This window comes from Paenibacillus sp. FSL P4-0338 (assembly GCF_038002365.1).
GTDB lineage: Bacteria > Bacillota > Bacilli > Paenibacillales > Paenibacillaceae > Paenibacillus_AQ.
The window spans coordinates 2,905,944-2,924,287 of sequence record NZ_JBBOCG010000001.1; the positions used below are offsets into that span (position 1 = coordinate 2,905,944).

Consider the following 18,344-nt stretch of genomic DNA (forward strand, 5'->3'; position numbering starts at 1 on the left):
CTCCTTTGCTGCAACTGCACGGTCTTAGGCCGGGGCTGCCGGTACCTGTTGTATGTGTTGCAGCCCCTGCCCGCCCAAATTAACGGTTCAGGTAACGTTCATACGCCGCTTGTTGAATTTCCAGTGCGCGTTCGATACCAAGGTCCTTCATCTGCTGCACATATTTATCGTAATTGTCTACGGAATCAGTGCCCAGGATGATCTTGAGCTCAGCCTCTTTCACAAAAGCGTTAATGTCGTTCATAATACTGCTCATTTCATCTGCTTCCTCGGCAGTCGGTGTGACCGGAGGAAGCAGGTGGCTCTCATGATTGGTTCGTTTCCAGATGCCGATGGATTCGGCCGTAGCCGGATACTTCGCCGGCAGATTATTGTCCTGCTGAATCATCGGGAAGTTGGTGCCATGGGAATATTTGCCCATTACCTGGTCGCTGCCGAGGCCATCCGGATTCTGCACCACAAGATCGGTATAGACGGGCTTTCCGTCTTTGAGCATGTAGGTAATGCCTTCAACCCCATAGGTATTCAGCATTTTGCCTTCTTCGGTAAAAGCGTAATCCAGCCAGCGCATAGCAGCTCGGGCGTTCTTGGTTGTCGCTGAGATCGCCGCCGAGCTTGTCCCCGCATAGGCATTATCCAGCTGTCCGAACTCCGGAAGCCCGCCCTTTACGGCAGCCGGGTATGGAGCGGCTACGAAGTCTGCCTTCGGATCTACTTCCTGTACGGCTGAATTATATTTCTCAATATAATACTGCCAGCCGATTGTTGCTCCGCTGACATTAGAGGTCATTTTCTTATCCACTGTAGCTGAATCAATCGAAGCGAAATCCTTATCGATCAGGCCTTCTTTGTACCACTGGCTCATCGTTTTCAGATATTCCTTATAGCCAGGCTCCAGATAGCCGTAGACTACTTTGCCGTCGTTGACGTAGAAGTTCCCCATCACACCGAAGGCTCCGGCGAATCCGCCGGTCCGTTCTCCCAGGAACATCGTGCGGAAGGTTACAGGGGAGGCCGCCTTTTTCTTCTCTTTAAAAGCAGTCAGTACGGTGTGCCATTCGTCAATCGTCTCCGGGACACTGAGCTTCAGTTCATCAAGCCAATCCTTGCGGATAATCGGCCCGCCGTAGACCCGTCCGGCCTCCGAGCGGATGAACGGGAAGGCGTAATAAGTGCCGTCATCCGTTTTAATCATTTTGTCGATATCCGGATTTTCCTGAAGCGTTCTCTTCAGGTTCGGCGCGTATTGATCCATGAGGTCATTGAGCTTCAGAATATACCCCTGCTCAACGGCTTTATCGGGACCGCCAGGGTATTGCAGCCAGGTATTGAGGAAGATATCCGGCAGATCGCCCGATGCCAGCAGCAGACTGAATTTCTGATCGGTCATGGGGGTTCCGCCCAGCTGCTTGATGGCGATGCCTGTACGTTTCTCATATTCGTCATCGACCGGCAGCCGCTCCGGTGTGCCTCCCAGTTGTTCATTCATATAGGTCAGCTCTATTCCGCCTTTCATCGGATAAGCAAAAGCTGCTGCGGCTTCATTGGAAGCCGGGCCGTTCCCCGCAGGGTTGTTAGGGACACTCTCATCATTTGCATTCTTGGAACTAGTGCAGCCGGCAGCCAGCATGGTGAAACCTAACAAAACGGCAAGCGGTTTGTGGAGCCTTTTCATTCCAGATAATTTGATCACTAGTATGACCTCCGTAATTTGTGTAGTTGACGACTTAATGCCTCTACAATGTATGCTGAATCTTGTATACAAACAATATTCAAAATGCGTAATTCATTGTCAAAAACGCAAAAGAAGGATAGATCCGGCCTGCTTCTATCCTCCTGTCAGGAAATTGTATATTCTGTTTGTTTATTGCAGAGCTTTGAACCGCCCCGGCGTGATGCCTTCATACTTTTTGAATACCCGAATGAACGCACTGCTGCTGGAAAATCCTACACGGGAGGATATCTCCTCAATGGTGACGCCTTGCTGAAGCAGTTTCTTGGCTTCGGCTGTACGAACCTGACTGATGTAATCATGCAGTCCCTGCCCGCTCTGTTCTTTGAACAACCGTGATACATACTGCGGCGTGATCCCGAAATGGGCACCAATCATAGACACGCTAAGGTTGATATCCGCATAATGATCCTGCACATAGGCAGATACCTGGTCTCCGATTCCAGAATTTGAAGCAAGCTTTTCCGAGGCTTGGCTGCAGGCCAGCTGGATCAGCTCGGTCAGCTCGTTACGGAAATCTGCGCGCGTTGAGCAGGCCAGAAGCCTTTTCATCGGACGCCATTCTTCCCATAGCTTCGAGCGCTTCATCTCCTGGGGGACTGCCTTCATAATAGAGCTGCTTAAATCAATCATGGCATATCTCACAAGCTCAATAGACACCTGGGAGCCGAAGAAGCGGCCCAGAATCTCCTCCACCATCGCTGATGCCTTCCCGAAGTCACCGCTTTTGACCAGATTAATAAAAACAACCTCGTCATTGATCGTCAGGTAATAATCCGTCTGCTGCTGCTCAATATCCCCGTACCAGACCGTCGTATCCTCTTCCAGCACCAGCCGGTATTCCTGAGCCTCCAGCGCCTGCAGATACCCCTGATGCAAACTTCCCATGCCCGAGAGCTGCTCACTGCCGGCCATGGCGATCTGCAGGCCGTATTTCCGCTGAATGAACTCCAGGGTTTGGCTGAGCGCTTCTTCAATATCCTCTTTCCATCTGCCGGAACGCCCGGTGTTAATGTTCATCACTGCCGCCAGCATGCCATCCATCTCGGTGAAGCTCAAGCCGTGATTCGGTCCGGTGAAATCCATGATGATATTGGATACGATGAAATTGGACAGGCTTGGCGAAGGCCCCTCTTCCCCGCCGGACTGAATATAGAATAGAAGCACCGCAAAATACCCGGAATCCCACTGGAAATGATGCACTCTGGCCACTTCCTCCAGCGATAATCCGTTCTCCGCCTGCCCTCTGAGCAGCTGCGACAAGTAATAGGTCTGGAGCACACGGAGCTGCCTGAACTGTCGGCTGTTCACATCATCCCTCTCCCGGATGGTAGCCAGCGCACTCTCCCGAATGAAGGAGAATTCATCCAGCACCCGCTGCGTCTGTTCATCGGCGGAGGGCGAGAACATATGGACCAGCTCACGGACAGGATTATAGTTCTTGCGGGCAAAGTAAGAAATAACCACCGCCCCGATCAAAAAGCTGATGAACAGCCCAAGCAGGTTCAAATTGCGGATTTGCCGCGCTTTTTCCCAGAACACGCTTGAAGGAAATACGCTGATATACTTCCAGTTCGTGTTATCGGAATCAATGAAGGAGACCATATTCTCCGTGCCGGCAATATCCTGGAAAGAAGTACCCGCAGTCTCACCGCCAGCCTCAGCGTCAGGCATTGGCTGCTGCGGAGAAGCCTCATTATTACGAAATAACACCTGATTATGATCATCGGTAATGTACACATCACCGTTATTTACCCAGTCTACGTTCTTCAGCATGCTATGAATCTTACTGCCGTTCAGCGGAAGAACCAACATCCCCTTCTGTCCATTGCTTGCAGTGGCACTGGCGAAGGGCTTCATCATCACAACCTTCTGCTCCCAGCGCTTAAACTCAATAAACGGAAGAGAGGCTTCCCGCCCTGCAGTCTCACCGTTCAGCTGTGACAGCCACTCCTGATAAGACAATCCGATCATCTTATTGTTCATTGCATAAAAGGTTTCACTGTCCGTATACGTCTCATCCGTCAGCACACGGTCCAGATTGCTTGAATAGAGATAGATCCCATCGATGAAATCATTGGCGGATTTGTATTTGCTGAGCTCCTGCCGGATCTGATAGATCTGAAAGGAGCTGGCCCTCTCTGCGCCGGGTGTGAGGGATAAGTATTTGTTCACACCGCTATGAATCGATAACTGCATCGCCAATTTCTCAGCTTGATTAATCTCGCTGTCTACAGTATTCTGCATCTGCTTAAGTATGGCGTTGCCTGCACGCTCAATCTCATATTCGACAATCTGTTTGGTCTGCAAGTAGATGATAGCGCTAACAATAAGCGGGATAATCATGATTACTGAATAGGAGAGGATCCATTTAAAGGCTACACTTCTGCTGAACCTCAGGTGCTTGTGCTTCATCTTCTACGCTCCTTACCTCATATAGAATTCCACTATATGATAGTTGTGCCCGGGGGGCAATCCGCAATATGAACCAGATCGTCAATTTGTAAACAAGTCCGCTATACTATGCCATCCGGCTGGACAAACAAAACCTCTTTGCCGGCAGAAGACCTTAGGGGAAAGCCATTATCCCCGGGTCTTCAACCTTCAAAGAGGCTGCGCTATCTATACAATTTGAAACACTGGCTGCTCCGGAATAAAGCGCACCGGCACCTCGGGGAACTGCCGGCTCAGCCGCTCTGCCAGCAGCTTCATTCCCGGCGCTTCGCTCTCGGCATGGCCGAGCATGATGAGTGCCCTGTCCTTGCCCTGTCTGACCGCATCCCGGATATACTCAGGCACCTCCCATTCGAAGCCTTCACCGGCGATGACCAGATCAAGCGACTCCTGCTCATACATCGGGATGACCGTACTGCCGTTCCCCCGGAAACCCACCAGCACCCCCACCCTGGAGCATGTAGCAGAGAGGTTCCCGGCAGCACGGACATAAGGGATGTTCAGCTTCTGCTTCACATAGGCGGCCACTTCCGAAACGGTCATCTCAGGGATGGTGAGGATCGATACCTCAGGCAGATGCCGCTCCACATACGCTTCCCATTCCAGCTCATGCAGCAGCCCTTCGACGATTCCGTCCAGCGTATAACGGTGTATCGTGTCATGGAAGCGGTAGATACCTACCCCGCTGCTTGTAATCAATGCAGACTTCTCCTTGTAGACGGAATCCTGCTCCCACTCGCTCCCGTGACCTTGGTGGCTATAAAAGACACCTTCATGCGTGATCACCAGGTTGGCGCCAAGCCGGACAGCCTGCTCCACTACATATTGCGAAGCGGCGAAGGCAGTCACGATTCCCTGCACTTCTGTTGCCGCAGCGTCCGGCGCAAGCTTATCCACCGTATTCACGGGCAGCTGTACCCCTGCATTCAAGTGCTCCATCAAATCACTGAAAGTCAGTGCCATGAGATCTTATCCTCCTCGGTGTTACTCAAATGAGTTCCCGGCACAGCCTGTCAAAAGACAGGACAGGGCCGTCCGGTACGCAGATGCTCCCTTAGTAGATGGTCCGGCCTAATGCATCTGCAATTCCGCTCTTGCGGTAGAAATACGTATTAATCTGGTCACGCCATTCCTTGGCATGAGCCGCCTGCCCCTTAAGGCGTTCCTCCACCTGAGTGTACAGGCCGTCTGCGATGCTCCCCTTCAGTCCGCCCCAGGCGTCCAGCAGCCCTTCGGCACGCTCTGCACCTTCGAAATGCGTATCGTAGATATGCTGGATCACGGTTTTGCCGGAATGCAGCACATGAGTGTACGGTACATGATGGAAGAACAGCAGTAGCTCATCCGGGCATTCCTCCAGTGAATCATAACGCACGGCGTTGCTGCCCATGTACTGCGCGCTGTAGCCGGTACCGGTATTCACGGTACGGTCTACCCCGATGCCCTGATGATCGGCATAGTGGTAGGTACCCCACATCGAATATTCATAGCCGTCCACATTCGGGCCGTAGTGATGCTCGGGATTGATCATCCAGCCTACGCCAAGCGGCGATGTATAAGACTCATAGATCTCCCATGAATCCAGCAGGATCCGGCTGATTACCCCGGCCACCGCTGTGTCTGTGCCGAACGTCAAAGCGATCCACTCGGCCGCAATCTCCTCCGCGCTCAGCTCAGGATTCCAGGCCAGCCGGCCGAAGCCGTAGAGATTCGCCTGGGATAGCAGATGGCCCGTCCAGTTCCGGTCATTACCCACATTGGATACCGCCGCAATGCCGCTAAGGCGGTTGCCCCACAGCGATCCGTCAACGATCCGCTTCACCGGCGCTGTTCCGCCCTTAGCCTGTGTGTCGAACTCCATAATCTCTTTCCACTGCGGAACGAGATAGCAGACATGGCGCTGCTGTCCGGTATATTCCTGGGCGATCTGGAATTCGATCACATGGTTAGTCCGTTCCAGTGCGCCGAAGAGCGGAGATACCGGCTCTCTGACCTGGAAATCCATCGGGCCGTTCTTGATCTGCAGAATGACGTTATCATGGAACTGGCCGTCCAGCGGCTTGAAATGGTCATAAGCCGCTCTGGCCCGGTCCGTCTTGCGGTCACGCCAGTCCTGCTTGCAGTTGTATACAAAGCAGCGCCAGATCACGATGCCGCCATAAGGCTCCAGGGCTTCCGCCAGCATGTTGGCCCCGTCTGCATGGTTCCGCCCGTAAGTGAACGGGCCGGGACGATTCTCCGAATCAGCCTTGACCACGAAGCCGCCGAAATCAGGGATAGCTGCATAGATGTCGGCCGCTCTCGACTTCCACCATTCCCGTACACCTTCATCCAGCGGGTCTGCACTGCCGACTTCCCCTTCATGCATAGGTCCGGCGAAGTTCACGCACAGGTACAGGCGGATGCCATAGATACGGAAGATATCGGCGATTCCCGCCACATCCGGCAGATAGGTAGAGATAAACAGCGTCTCAAGTGCATGAACGTTAACATTGTTGATCGCTATTGCGTTAATGCCGGCGGTAGACATCAGCCGCGCATAGTCTGTAATCCGGTCCATATCCTTCGTGAACTGGTTATTCTCATACAGGAAGGATCTGCCGGAATAGCCGCGCTCCACACTTCCGTCGAAATTATCCCAGTGATTAATCATCCGCAGCGAATTCACAGGATTCACTACTTCATCCAGATTCTCAATGTCCTTGCCGCTGGCAATCAGGCGTAGAAGATGGAAGACGCCGTATAACACACCTGCCTGGGTGGAAGCCCCTACAGCAATGCATTTACGGGACTGGCTGGTACGAATGGCGAATCCTTCTGCTCCCACAGCTTGGACCGTCTTGTCCTCGAACAAGCCCTGGATCAGCGGATGATCACCCGCGAAGGTGCCGAAGGCCACACCGAATTCTTCCGGCTGCGGCTTGGAGACAGCCTCAAGCTCCAATAGCGAGGCAATGCCTCTTGTCCATTCCTGAAGTGCAGCCTGGATGGTCTCCCCGCCTTCCGTAACGGATACTGCTCCGCACCATTTCGCATATTGCTTATATAGGGAGCCTTGTTGAAGCTTAGGATAGCTTAACCACGCATTGTATCCGCTGTCATATTGTGCAGCATACTCATTCCCGGATTGTTGTCTCATGTCCATATCTCCTCTGCATACATCTTGTATACTAGATTTCATTCAGGTTCATCCTACCACGCAGCCGCAGCCCCGGAACATTGTCAAATCACGCTAATATTTACCCAAATCAAGCAGAATCCTGTATACTAAGAACATGTGTACAGCCTATACATACCTATCACGAGAACGCAAAGTATCAGGGGGCGATCCTATTGGTTGCAGCTTTTGAACCGCCGGTCCCGGGGCAAAGCCTTAGTGAAACTATCATCCCGGATGTGAAAACCACGCTCAACCTGTTCGGCATGCATCTGCGTAAGGTGAGCGGGGAATGGGATTATCCGCAGCACGCCCATCCCCAATATGAATTCAATTATGTGCTTGAAGGGGAGCAGCAGCTCACGGTCAACAACCACAGCTACCTCCAGCGCGCCGGGGATCTGGTCCTCTTGAGGCCGGGCGATATCCATTCCAGCCGCAGCGGAAACGGCGGGCCCTTCACCTATTTCTGCATCCATTTCGATATCGATGACAAGCTGTTCATCTCACTTCTCAGCCGGCTGAATCATGTATTATTCACCTCAGAGAGCAATGTTGCCCACAGATTAGGACCGCTCCTCAGCAGACTGGTGGAGATTTCCACCTCCGGCTCCGGCAGCATCACGATCTCCCAGCGCATGAGGCTGCAGTCCGCCGTCTTCGAGCTGTTCGCCCAGCTCTGGGAGGTCTTCTCCCTGGAGGCTGACAATTCCTCCCCGGGCACTTATGAGCGAATCGAGCTGGCCCACCAGATCCGCAGCCGCCTCCAGAGCCTGGTCTATCAGCAGTTCAAGCAGGAGGTGCCTTATGACAGCCATTATGGCGTTGACGACATCGCCGCTGAGCTGGGGATCAGCCCCTCGCACTGCTACAGGGTCTTCCGCCAGGTCTTCGGCCTCTCCCCCCGCGTCTACCTGTCTGAACAGATGCTGCATGAAGCCAAGGTGCTGCTGGATGACCACAGCCTTACGGTCAGCCAGATATCCGGCTTGCTCGGCTACCGCGATATCGCCCATTTCAGCAGACAGTTCAAGCGCTGGAGCGGCAAGTCGCCGCGGGAATACCGCGAGGGCAGGAGCTAGGCAGAGCTCGAAGCCCGAACAGCCTTATATTTAGTAAAAGCCTGCCCTCATGAATGATGAGGGCGGGCTTTTTGCGCTATCACGGGCGGGGCTTGATGAAGGCTTGCCCTATTTTTTGATATACGTGGCGAAATGCTCCTGGAGGTTCTTGGAGTCGATATCTGCCCGCAGATGATGATGCAGCAGTTCGTCGATCCCCGCGGTGTCACCCTGCACGATATAATCCAGAAGCTGCTGATGCTCCTGCTGAATTGCCGACAGCTTCTCGTCCTTCAGCATATGCAGCTTGCGGTAGCGAATGTAGTGCACATTGAACTGCTGGAGTACACCCCACAGGAACTCACGCCCGGCCAGGCCGAACATCGTGCGGTGGAACTGGTCATCGAGCTGCAGGAACACCTCCGCCCCCTCCGCCTGCTCGATACACTTCTGCTGCTGTGCGAGGTTATCCCTCAGCTCATGCAGCCCTTTTAGCGGGATATTCCCGGCCAGCGACTTCATAATCTCCTTCTCCAGCACATTGCGCAGATAGATGATCTGCTCCACCGACTCCAGATCTATGTACGATACGAGGTTGCCTTTTTTGGGATAGATATCGACGTATTGCTCCAGGGACAATTGCTTCAGCACATCACGGATCGGCGTTCTCGACAGCTGGAAGCGCTCGGATAGAGCCGTCTCACTGATCATCGCCCCCGGCTTCAGCTCAAGGGAGAGAATCTCCTGCTTGAGGTAGGCCATTATTTCTTTTTTGGAAGTCATGGAATAGACCAACTTTCTGTTCGGGATTCTTCTTCCCCCATTATATAGAAAAGGGATATGAATTTCATTGACAAAGATGAACGCATATTCTATGATCATTACGAATCGAATCTTGTATACAAGATTATCGCATATGAACCGATGTTTCTGTAAGGTCAATTGTCACAAGGCTTCGGATGGTTAACATTTGTATTTATGCTTATCTACTAAGGAGGAAATGACAATGAATATGACTTGGAGATGGTACGGCGAGGGCAACGACAACATCACTCTTGACCACATCCGTCAAATCCCGGGCGTTATGGGCATCGTCTGGTCGCTGCACCACAAGGTGGCCGGTGAGGTCTGGGAGATGGAAGACATCCAGAAGGTTGCCGATCAGATCACAGCCAAGGGCTTCAGCACAGCAGTTGTTGAAAGCGTCAACGTTCATGATGATATTAAGATCGGACTGCCGTCCCGCGACAAATATATTGACATCTATATCGATACGATCCGCAAGCTCGCCAAGGTTGGCGTCAAGGTCATCTGCTATAACTTCATGCCAGTATTCGACTGGACCCGTACCGAGCTGTACAAAGAGCTGCCGGACGGTTCGAACGCTCTCTTTTATGAAAAGGCTGCCATTACCGATAATCCGCGCGAGATGGTGGACCGCATCCTGAAGGGTGCCGGACAATTCACGATGCCCGGCTGGGAGCCGGAGCGTCTGGCCAAGCTGGATGAGCTATTCGCGTCCTATGCTGACGTTACTGAGGATAAGCTGTTCGACAACCTGAAGTATTTCCTGGAGCGCATCATTCCGGTGTGTGAAGAAGTGGATATCAAAATGGCGATTCATCCGGACGATCCGGCCTGGCCGATCTTCGGACTGCCTCGCATTATCCGCAGCCGCGACTCCATCCGCCGCTTCCTGGACATGGTGGACAGCCCGTATAATGGCCTGACCTTCTGCACCGGCTCGCTCGGCACGAACCCGGAGAATGATCTGCCGGCGATGATCCGCGAGTTCCATGACCGGATTTATTTTGCCCATATCCGTAATGTGAAGGTGTTCGATAATGGAGACTTCATTGAAGTATCCCACCGCGGACGCGATGGCAGTGTAGATGTTGCGGAGGTTGTTAAGGCGTATCATGAGAGCGGCTTCACCGGTTATGTGCGTCCGGACCATGGCAGACATCTCTGGGGTGAAGAAAAGAACTGCCGTCCTGGGTATGGCCTCTACGACAGAGCGATGGGCATCATGTACCTGCTCGGCGTATGGGACAGCCTGGAGAATGTAAAGGGGGCAAAATAAATGCTGAGTCTGAACAGAAGCAGCATTGCTGATCGGGCAGCTTGGGAAGCCGCAGGGGTAGAGCTGCCGCAGTTTGATTACGAGGCAGTTGCGGCGAATACGCTGGAGAAGCCAGAGTGGGTTCACTTCGGGGCGGGGAATATTTTCAGAGGCTTCGTGGCGAATGCGCACCAGAAGCTGCTGGACAGCGGCAAGGCCGATACTGGCATTATCGCCGCCGAGACCTTTGATTTCGAGATGATTGACAAGGTCTACAAGCCTTATGACAATCTGACTCTATTGGTGCTGATGAATGCGGCGGGTGACTTCCAGAAGCGGATCGTCAGCAGCATCGTCGAAGGCATCACTGCAGATAAGACGCGGGAAGCGGATTACAGCCGCCTGACTGAGATTTTTGAGAATCCCAGCCTGCAAATGGCGAGCTTTACGATTACGGAGAAGGGCTACTCCCTCACGGGACCGGACGGACAGTATCTGGGCATCGTGGAGAAGGACATCGCCGGCGGGCCGGAGCGTCCGGTGCATGCCATGAGCATCGTGGCTTCCTTCGCCTACAAGCGTTACCTGAAGGGCCAGTTCCCGATGACCTTCGTCAGCATGGACAACTGCTCGCATAACGGTGACAAGCTGAAGAACGGCATGGTTACGATCGCCAAAGAATGGGCCGCCAAGGGTCTTGTAGAAGAAGGGTTCGTAGCCTACCTTGAGGATGAGCAGAAGATCACCTTCCCGCTGTCCATGATTGACAAAATCACGCCGCGCCCGTCTGAATCCGTCCAGGCAGCATTGCTTGCGCAGGGGATCGGCGGCATGGATGTGATCGTCACCTCCAAGAACACGTACACCGCTCCCTTCGTTAACGCGGAGATCAGCGAGTATCTGGTCATTGAGGATAAGTTCACGAACGGACGCCCGGCGCTTGAAGCAGCCGGTGTGATCTTCACAGACCGCGATACAGTCAACAAGGTGGAGACCATGAAGGTAACCACCTGCCTCAACCCGCTGCATACAGCGCTGGCAGTCACCGGCTGTCTACTCGGTTACACACTCATCACCGACGAGATGCAGGATGCCACGCTGCGGAAGCTGGTCGAGACTATCGGCTACAAGGAAGGCCTGCCGGTGGTTGTCGATCCGGGCATCCTGAGTCCGAAGCAATTCCTGGACGAGGTGCTGCAGGAACGGTTCGCCAACCCGTTCATCCCTGACACTCCGCAGCGGATTGCTACGGATACCTCGCAGAAGGTCGGCATCCGCTTCGGCGAGACGATCAAGTCGTATATCCGCAGTGAGGAGCTTGACCCGGCGCAGTTAACGGCCATCCCGCTGGCGATTGCAGCATGGTGCCGGTATCTGCTCGGCGTGAACGATGAAGGTGCTGCCTTCACGCTGAGCCCCGACCCGCTGCTGGAATCGCTGCAAGCGCGGCTTATAGGCGTTGCTCTGGGCGCAGATGCTGCTACGGCCGCTGGCGTGCGCGCAGTGCTGGAGGATCAGGCCATCTTCGGCGTAGACCTGTACACCGCCGGACTGGGCGGGACGATCGAGGGCATGTTCACCGAGATGCTGGCTGGTCCGGGCGCAGTAAGAGCTACGCTGGAGAAGTACACCGCCTGAGTTGTGGGCGGGTGTGCGCGAACACACGAACATAAGTAGAAAGGCTAGGCTCTCCTTGAATAAGGAGGGCCTAGCCTTTTTTTGTGTGGTGAGTGTTGTAAGGATGGCCGGTGACGGAGAAGACAGAGTATAAACCGGTCTGCTTAGCTGAGTGTTGCGTTTCTGCGGCACCAATCACATTAGACTGCGGAGTTGGCCCGCGCTTGCGGCGGAAGCGTAGATACTCTGCTCCTCATTTGCTCGTTTAGGCAACTTTCCCGGGATTCAGGGGCACTTGTGCTCTTCATTTGCTCGTTTAGCCAACTTTTCTGAAATTCAGGAGCACTCGTGCTCTTCATTTGCTCGTTTAGCCAACTTTTCTGAAATTCAGGAGCACTCGTGCTCCTCATTTGCTCACTTGGCGCGCATCTGGATAATCAGTGGGATTTATCCCCTTCATTTTCTCCTTCCGCCCACTTTCGGCGGATTCAAAGGGATTTATCCCTTTCATTTCCTCCTCCCGCCCACTTTTGGCGAATTGAAAGGGATTTATCCCCTTCATTTCCTCCTTCCGCCCACTTTTGGCGGATTCAGCGGGATTTATCCCTTTCAATTGTTCATTCCCCTAGTTTTCCTTTATTGCCTTAGCCTCATGGGAGCATCCTTTTCGATGCTCCAGGTATAGGCCGATACTACTCCTGCTCCAGATACTCAAAGTAATCAAAATCCGCCGGATGCAGCGTGCCGCTGAGGTCCTGGGCGCACATGCCGATGAAGGTGCCCGTAAACCGGATGTAGGCCGGGAAATCATCGGACAGGTGATAGATTTCCAGAGCCGGGCCGATCTTCTCCCAAGAGGATTCACCAACCTTGTAATAGAACTGGGCGAGTTCGCCGTCGATGACGACCTTGAGTACTACACTTGCTCCGGCTGGCAGCGGGACTTCAGGCGTCAGAGTGTCTTCATAGATTCCATCCTTGGAACGGATGAGTCCCAGAGTTCGGCCGAGGACTTCATCGTGCGTAATCCGCAGATAGAGGTAATCCATCGTATCGTAATAGACGATCAGGCCGGCCATCTGCTGGAAATGCTCCGGTTCGAAGTCCACTGACGTCTCAGCGCTGCACCGGAAGGCTTGCTGGCGCAAGGCGACCAGGCTCTGACGGTGCATGGAGCTCATGGATTCCCTGCCACGCAGGCGCAGGTATCCCGGACGCTCCTGAAGCGAGAGCCAGGACTCATCCGCAGGCACCCGCAAGGTACTCCAGCGGACATCCAGCTGCGGAGCCTCGAAGTGGTCGCGCGGATCGGCTGCGGCAAAAGGATGCGCCGGAAGATCCGGGCCTTCCACGGTCAGCGCGGGAGCATTCCCTCCCCCAGACAGGGCCAGCCAGCCGTCAGCGGTGAATTCGACGCGCTGAATCGCTGTCTCCCGGCCGAGGTTGCAGTAGTTGTCCTTCACAGGACGGCCGCATAGATGCACCATGTACCATTCGCCGGTCTGCGTCTCGACCAGGCTGGCATGGCCTGCTTTTTGCAGCACAAGCTCGGGGTGGCCTGCAGAGGTCAGCAGCGGATTAACCGGAGCGGTCTCATAAGGACCTTCAATCTGCTTCGCGCGGGCTACGGTTACCGCATGATCATACTGCGTACCGCCCTCAGCCGTAATCAGGTAATACCAGCCGTCCTTGCGATATAGGTGCGGGCCTTCAGTCAGCGCCAGCTCCGTTCCCTTATAGATGTTAGTAACCGGTCCGACCAGGCGCTGCTCTTCCGCCGAATATTCCTGGAGCACAATCCCGGCAAAGCTGTTGCGGCCAGTGCGGTGATCCCACAACATATTGACCAGCCATTTGCGCCCGTCTTCATCATGGAACAGTGAAGGGTCGAAGCCGCTGCTATTCAGGTAGACAGGCTCAGACCAGGGGCCTTCGATATTCTCCGCAGTCACCAGATAGTTCGGCGTATCCTTGAAGGCACCCTGGCGGCTTTTGACATCGGTATAGATTAGATAAAAGAGTCCATTGTCGTACGTGAGGCAAGGTGCCCAGATACCCCCGGAATCGGGGTCCCCCTCCATATTGAGCTGCGAGTTGCGGGTCAGCGCATAGGTCAGCGGCCGCCAGTTCACCAGATCGCGCGAATGATGAATCCGCACGCCGGGGAACCACTCAAAGGTTGAAGTAGCAATGTAATAGTCATCTCCAGCCCGGCAGATCGACGGGTCGGGATGAAATCCGCGCAGAATCGGATTATGAATCAGATTTCGGCTCATAGTTTCTCCTCCAATGCTTGCCGTCCTGCTTCCAGTAAGGCAATGATTTTGTCAGTATCGTAAATGCAGCCCTTCCAGGTTCCGCCGCTGGCCGCTTGAAGTGCAGCCCACAACCGGGTGTCCTCCGGCAGGCCCGGGTCTACCGCCAGGCCCGGATGCGGTGTCCGTGCAGCAAGGATCAGCGTCCCCGCTTCCTTGTTCAGCGGCTCATCTCCCTCACCCACCAGATTGACGCTTCCTTCCAGGTTCACGGTATCAATGCGAACTTCCACCCAGTCATTGTCGCGAAGCTTGCCGAGCGGGCCGCCTGCCAGCGCTTCCGGCCCCATATGGCCGATGCAGGCACCGGTGGATACGCCGGAGAAGCGGGCATCTGTGATCAGCGTGACATATTTGCCGTAAGGCAGATGCTTAAGCGCCGAGGTGAGCTGGTAGGTCTCCTCCATCCCCGTTCCGCTCGGCCCCCTGCCGATAACGGCCAGAATATCCCCCGCTTGGACCATACCCAGCTTGATGCTGCGGATGGCGGCTCTCTCGGTGGTGAACACCTTCACTCGTCCGGTATGGCGATAGATGCCCTCACTGTCCAGAACGGCAGGATCAATGGCTGCCGATTTGATGACTGCACCTTCGGGGCAGAGATTGCCGATAGGGAACGTCATAGTAGACGCCATGCCCTGGCGCTTGGCCTCTTCCGGGCTCATGATCACGGAATCGGGATCTACGCCGTCTGCTTCCAGCAGCCGCTGCCGCAGATCAGTCCGCCGCTGTGAGCTCTCCCACCAGTCCAGATTCTCGCCCAGTGTCCGGCCTGTAACCGTGAGTACAGATTCGTCAAGCAGCCCCAGCTTCCGCAGATGCAGCATCACCTCAGGAACGCCCCCTGCCAGGAACACGCGAATTGTCGGATGCGGTACCGGACCGTTCGGCAGTACGCTAACGAGGCGCGGTACCATCCGGTTCACCCGGTTCCAGTCCTCGACGGTTGGGACCTTCAGCCCGGCGGCATGGGCAATGGCCGGCAGATGCAGCAGCAGATTCGTTGAGCCGCCGAAGGCAGCATGCAGCACCATCGCATTCTGGATCGACTGATCTGTCAAAATGTCACTCATGACGATTCCGTTCTGATCCAGATGCTGAAGGGCCCGGGCCGACTGGCGGCCGATATTCTTCCAGATCGGCTGCCCCGAAGGAGACAGGGCCGAATGCGGTAGTGCCATACCCAATGCCTCCGCAATCACCTGGGCGGTTGCGGCGGTGCCGAGAAACTGACAGCCGCCACCCGGCGTCGCGCAGGCCCGGCAGCCGAGATCTGCCGCTTCTTCGAGAGACAATTCTCCGTTGCTGTACCTTGCCCCGATACTCTGAACCTTGCCCGCGTCTTCCCCCTCCACTGGCGGCAGGGTCACGCCGCCGGGGACGATAATTCCCGGCAGCTTGTGCATCCCGGCAAGAGCCAGCAGCATGGCCGGCAGGCCTTTGTCGCAGGTAGCTACGCCAAGCACACCCTTACGGGTAGGGAGTGAACGAATCAGCCGCCGCAGCACGATGGCCGCATCATTGCGGTAAGGCAGGGAATCGAACATGCCTGTGGTTCCCTGGGAACGGCCGTCACAGGGATCGCTGACATAACCGGCGAACGGAATTCCGTCATTCGCGGTAAGCTCCTCCGCAATCTCCTCCATCATCACGCCGATCTCCCAGTGACCGGTATGGTATCCGAGCGCCAGCGGAGTGCCGTCCTCACGCCGGATACCGCCCATCGTTCCGAGAATCAGGTACTGGGGCCGGTTCAGCAGCAGCGGATTCCAGCCCATGCCGGCATTCTGTGTCATGCCAAAAATCTCTCCGCTCGGCGCATTTCTCAGCACCTCCCCGGTGATCGGCAGCCTGCCGGCCGGCCCTTCCGCAGCGGTATGTACCGGAACAGCTTCAATGATGTCTTCCTTCATAATCTCTTCTACGGTCAATTTCATATGAATCCCTTCTCTCCCTCAGAATGAATGTGCCCGGATGTCTATGACAACGAGAGCTTCCCCGCAAGTAGGGTTACCTCCCGGATCGCCGCCTCCTGCTTCGCGGTGAAGGCATGCTGAAGCATCGAAGTACTGACAGCGGCAACCGCCTTGCCTGCGGCATCCAGAACCGGTGCAGCCACGCAGCTGATGCCTTGGATGATCTCTTCACGGTCCACGGCATAGCCAGTCCTGCGAATATCGGCCAAAGCCGCTGTGAATTCAGCCCAATCCGTCAGCGTGTGTGAGGTGACTGCGGATAAGCTTTTGCCGGAATAACGCCGCTGCAGCTCTCCCTCCGGCAGCAGCGCCAGCATCATCTTACCCATCGCCGTCGCATGTGCCGGGAACCGCATCCCGGGGCTGGACTCCAGCCTTACCAGGGACTGCCCCTCCTGCTTGGCCAAGTAAATAATCTCATCGCGGTCCAGTACCGACAGCTGAAAGGTCTCCCCCACCGCCCCGACACTCTGCGCCGATTCTGCCAGGAACCGCTCTACCAGATTCATATTTTGCTTAAGCGAATCATTGTAGACGGTATTATAGTAGGAGATCCCGGCGCCAAGCACATACCGCTCGCCCGCATCCTTCTCCACCCACCCCAGAGTCTCCATTGTGCGCAGCAGCGAGAACATCGAGCTTTTGTTAATACCGGTCTCCTCGCAGAGATCTGTCATTTTGAGCACTCCGGTCTGTCTTGAGATGGCCTTAAGAATCAGATCTGCCCGTTCCAATGCCGGAACCCAATACTTCTGGTCCACACCTTCATTCCCCTCTCATAAATCCATTGATTAAGCCTTTCAAGTTCACTATAATAATCATATGTTTATAATACCAAACCAGGAGGCAAAAATAAAATGAAACTTAGCCACCCGAATGCAGGTGTCATTCCTCCCGTTCCAACCATTCTGGATTCAGCCGGAAAATTCGACCGTGACGGAATGAAGCTGCTGATCGACAGCCTGATCGCCAAAGGGGTTCACGGTCTGTTCTTCCTTGGAACGGCCGGAGAATTCACCCTGTTCACCGCAGAGCAGCGTGAAGAGATCGCAGAGCTATGCCTGGAGTATACGAATGGCCGTCTTCCGGCCTGGATCGGCACCGGCAGCAACACGGTTGCTGAGACCCTTCGCCTCTCCCGTCATGCCGCTGAGCATGGAGCTACCGGCATTGTCATTATGAATCCGTATTACTACAAGCTGAGCGGGGACGCCCTGTTCGCGCATTATGCTGCTGTTCTGGAAGCCGTCGATGTGCCGCTCATGCTGTACAACTTCCCGGCCATGACGGGCCAGGATCTGACCCCGGCCTTCGTGGCCCGCCTTGCCGCACATTATCCGAATGTACTCGGCATCAAGGATACCGTGGACCAGCTTAGCCACATCCGCCAGATGATCATGCAGGTTAAGGCGGTTAGTCCGGACTTCTCCGTCTTCTGCGGCTTCGATGAATATTTGCTGCCTACACTGGCTGCCGGAGGAGACGGGGCGATCGCTGCCAGTGCGAACTTCGCTCCTCAGCTGATGCTTGGCGTGTATGACAGCTTCAAAAAGGGAGATCTGGCAGGCGTCCTTCAGTTCAACCGGCAGATCGTTGAAATTCCGGCCCTGTATGCCATTGATGACCCGTTCATCGCTTCGATCAAGGAAGCTGTCCGCTTGTCGGGTGTTCCAGTATCCACCTTCAGCCTGGCTTCACCTGGGGTATGGAGTGCGGAGCATGAGGAGAAGCTGAAGCTGATTTTCAGCCGGGCGGGTATTGCCCAAGGGTAAGCGATATTTATTGCGCGGGACTCATCTATTCTTATTTTTCAAGGTCAGCCCGAGTTGGGGCTGGCTTTTTTGGTGCTGGGCGATACTTTGTGCTATTCCTAGCAGCGCTTCTTATAAGGCTTCCTCGTAAAATTCCTCGTGAGGTTCCTTGCAAGGCTATGAGTGAGGTTCCTCCTTTCTTCGCTGTGAAGGTTGGTC

Annotated in this window: 13 protein-coding genes; 4 read left to right on the plus strand and 9 right to left on the minus strand. The window is 54.7% G+C overall.

Annotated elements, in window-relative coordinates; translation table 11 throughout:
• Positions 1-79: 79 nt before the first annotated feature.
• The 4 genes from MKZ07_RS12970 to MKZ07_RS12985 all read right to left on the minus strand — a co-directional run bounded on the left by MKZ07_RS12970 (position 80) and on the right by MKZ07_RS12985 (position 7,325).
• Positions 80-1,675: an extracellular solute-binding protein gene (locus MKZ07_RS12970; RefSeq protein WP_036698838.1), complete on the minus strand. Its 1,596-nt coding sequence runs from the start codon at positions 1,673-1,675 to the stop codon at positions 80-82.
• A 189-nt stretch (positions 1,676-1,864) separates the two neighbouring features.
• Positions 1,865-4,147: an AraC family transcriptional regulator gene (locus tag MKZ07_RS12975; RefSeq protein ID WP_341026053.1), complete on the minus strand. Its 2,283-nt coding sequence runs from the start codon at positions 4,145-4,147 to the stop codon at positions 1,865-1,867.
• Between the two features lie 207 nt (positions 4,148-4,354).
• Positions 4,355-5,149 (minus strand): Nif3-like dinuclear metal center hexameric protein, encoded by a 795-nt coding sequence (locus tag MKZ07_RS12980; RefSeq protein WP_076154476.1) that lies wholly within the window; start codon positions 5,147-5,149, stop codon positions 4,355-4,357.
• Between the two features lie 91 nt (positions 5,150-5,240).
• A complete protein-coding gene (locus MKZ07_RS12985; protein WP_036698607.1) occupies positions 5,241-7,325 on the minus strand; it encodes an alpha-glucuronidase family glycosyl hydrolase in 2,085 nt (694 codons plus the stop codon).
• A gap of 194 nt (positions 7,326-7,519) precedes the next feature.
• Here MKZ07_RS12985 and MKZ07_RS12990 point away from each other — a divergent pair, with 194 nt between their 5' ends.
• Positions 7,520-8,425: an AraC family transcriptional regulator gene (locus MKZ07_RS12990; protein ID WP_036698610.1), complete on the plus strand. Its 906-nt coding sequence runs from the start codon at positions 7,520-7,522 to the stop codon at positions 8,423-8,425.
• Between the two features lie 108 nt (positions 8,426-8,533).
• On the opposite strand, the gene MKZ07_RS12995 is transcribed toward MKZ07_RS12990, so the two are convergent.
• Positions 8,534-9,187, minus strand: a complete 654-nt coding sequence (locus MKZ07_RS12995; protein ID WP_036698612.1) for a GntR family transcriptional regulator — start codon at positions 9,185-9,187, stop codon at positions 8,534-8,536.
• Between the two features lie 223 nt (positions 9,188-9,410).
• On the opposite strand from MKZ07_RS12995, the gene uxuA reads away from it, so the two are divergent.
• Complete coding sequence (gene uxuA / locus MKZ07_RS13000) at positions 9,411-10,487, plus strand: mannonate dehydratase (RefSeq protein WP_036698613.1); 1,077 nt, start codon at positions 9,411-9,413, stop codon at positions 10,485-10,487.
• A complete protein-coding gene (locus MKZ07_RS13005; RefSeq protein ID WP_341026057.1) occupies positions 10,488-12,104 on the plus strand; it encodes a mannitol dehydrogenase family protein in 1,617 nt (538 codons plus the stop codon). It begins immediately after the preceding gene.
• 385 nt (positions 12,105-12,489) lie between these two features.
• On the opposite strand, the gene MKZ07_RS13010 is transcribed toward MKZ07_RS13005, so the two are convergent.
• The 4 genes from MKZ07_RS13010 to MKZ07_RS13025 form a co-directional block, all read right to left on the minus strand.
• On the minus strand, positions 12,490-12,696 hold the full coding sequence (locus tag MKZ07_RS13010; RefSeq protein ID WP_036698618.1) for a hypothetical protein: 207 nt from the start codon (positions 12,694-12,696) through the stop codon (positions 12,490-12,492).
• Positions 12,697-12,775: 79 nt separating this feature from the next.
• Positions 12,776-14,359: a glycoside hydrolase family 43 protein gene (locus MKZ07_RS13015; protein ID WP_341026058.1), complete on the minus strand. Its 1,584-nt coding sequence runs from the start codon at positions 14,357-14,359 to the stop codon at positions 12,776-12,778.
• Positions 14,356-16,335 (minus strand): YjhG/YagF family D-xylonate dehydratase, encoded by a 1,980-nt coding sequence (locus MKZ07_RS13020; RefSeq protein WP_445670280.1) that lies wholly within the window; start codon positions 16,333-16,335, stop codon positions 14,356-14,358. Before MKZ07_RS13020 ends, MKZ07_RS13015 begins: the two co-directional genes overlap by 4 nt.
• A 41-nt stretch (positions 16,336-16,376) precedes the next feature.
• Entirely contained in the window at positions 16,377-17,135 is a 759-nt protein-coding gene (locus MKZ07_RS13025; RefSeq protein ID WP_341026060.1) for an IclR family transcriptional regulator, read from the minus strand.
• A 96-nt stretch (positions 17,136-17,231) separates the two neighbouring features.
• Between MKZ07_RS13025 and MKZ07_RS13030 the strand changes: the two genes are divergently transcribed.
• The gene (locus tag MKZ07_RS13030; protein WP_036698626.1) at positions 17,232-18,146 is read left to right on the plus strand and encodes a dihydrodipicolinate synthase family protein; all 915 of its coding nucleotides are present in this window, start codon (positions 17,232-17,234) and stop codon (positions 18,144-18,146) included.
• The last annotated feature ends 198 nt before the right edge of the window (positions 18,147-18,344 follow it).

Bases quoted from the DNA above. Each gene is read 5' to 3' on its own strand.
- MKZ07_RS12970 (WP_036698838.1), bottom strand. From the start codon at position 1,675: ATGAAAAGGCTCCACAAACCGCTTGCCGTTTTGTTAGGTTTCACCATG.
- MKZ07_RS12975 (WP_341026053.1), bottom strand. From the start codon at position 4,147: ATGAAGCACAAGCACCTGAGGTTCAGCAGAAGTGTAGCCTTTAAATGG.
- MKZ07_RS12980 (WP_076154476.1), bottom strand. From the start codon at position 5,149: ATGGCACTGACTTTCAGTGATTTGATGGAGCACTTGAATGCAGGGGTA.
- MKZ07_RS12985 (WP_036698607.1), bottom strand. From the start codon at position 7,325: ATGAGACAACAATCCGGGAATGAGTATGCTGCACAATATGACAGCGGA.
- MKZ07_RS12995 (WP_036698612.1), bottom strand. From the start codon at position 9,187: ATGACTTCCAAAAAAGAAATAATGGCCTACCTCAAGCAGGAGATTCTC.
- uxuA (WP_036698613.1), top strand. From the start codon at position 9,411: ATGAATATGACTTGGAGATGGTACGGCGAGGGCAACGACAACATCACT.
- MKZ07_RS13005 (WP_341026057.1), top strand. From the start codon at position 10,488: ATGCTGAGTCTGAACAGAAGCAGCATTGCTGATCGGGCAGCTTGGGAA.
- MKZ07_RS13015 (WP_341026058.1), bottom strand. From the start codon at position 14,359: ATGAGCCGAAATCTGATTCATAATCCGATTCTGCGCGGATTTCATCCC.
- MKZ07_RS13020 (WP_445670280.1), bottom strand. From the start codon at position 16,335: ATGAAATTGACCGTAGAAGAGATTATGAAGGAAGACATCATTGAAGCT.
- MKZ07_RS13030 (WP_036698626.1), top strand. From the start codon at position 17,232: ATGAAACTTAGCCACCCGAATGCAGGTGTCATTCCTCCCGTTCCAACC.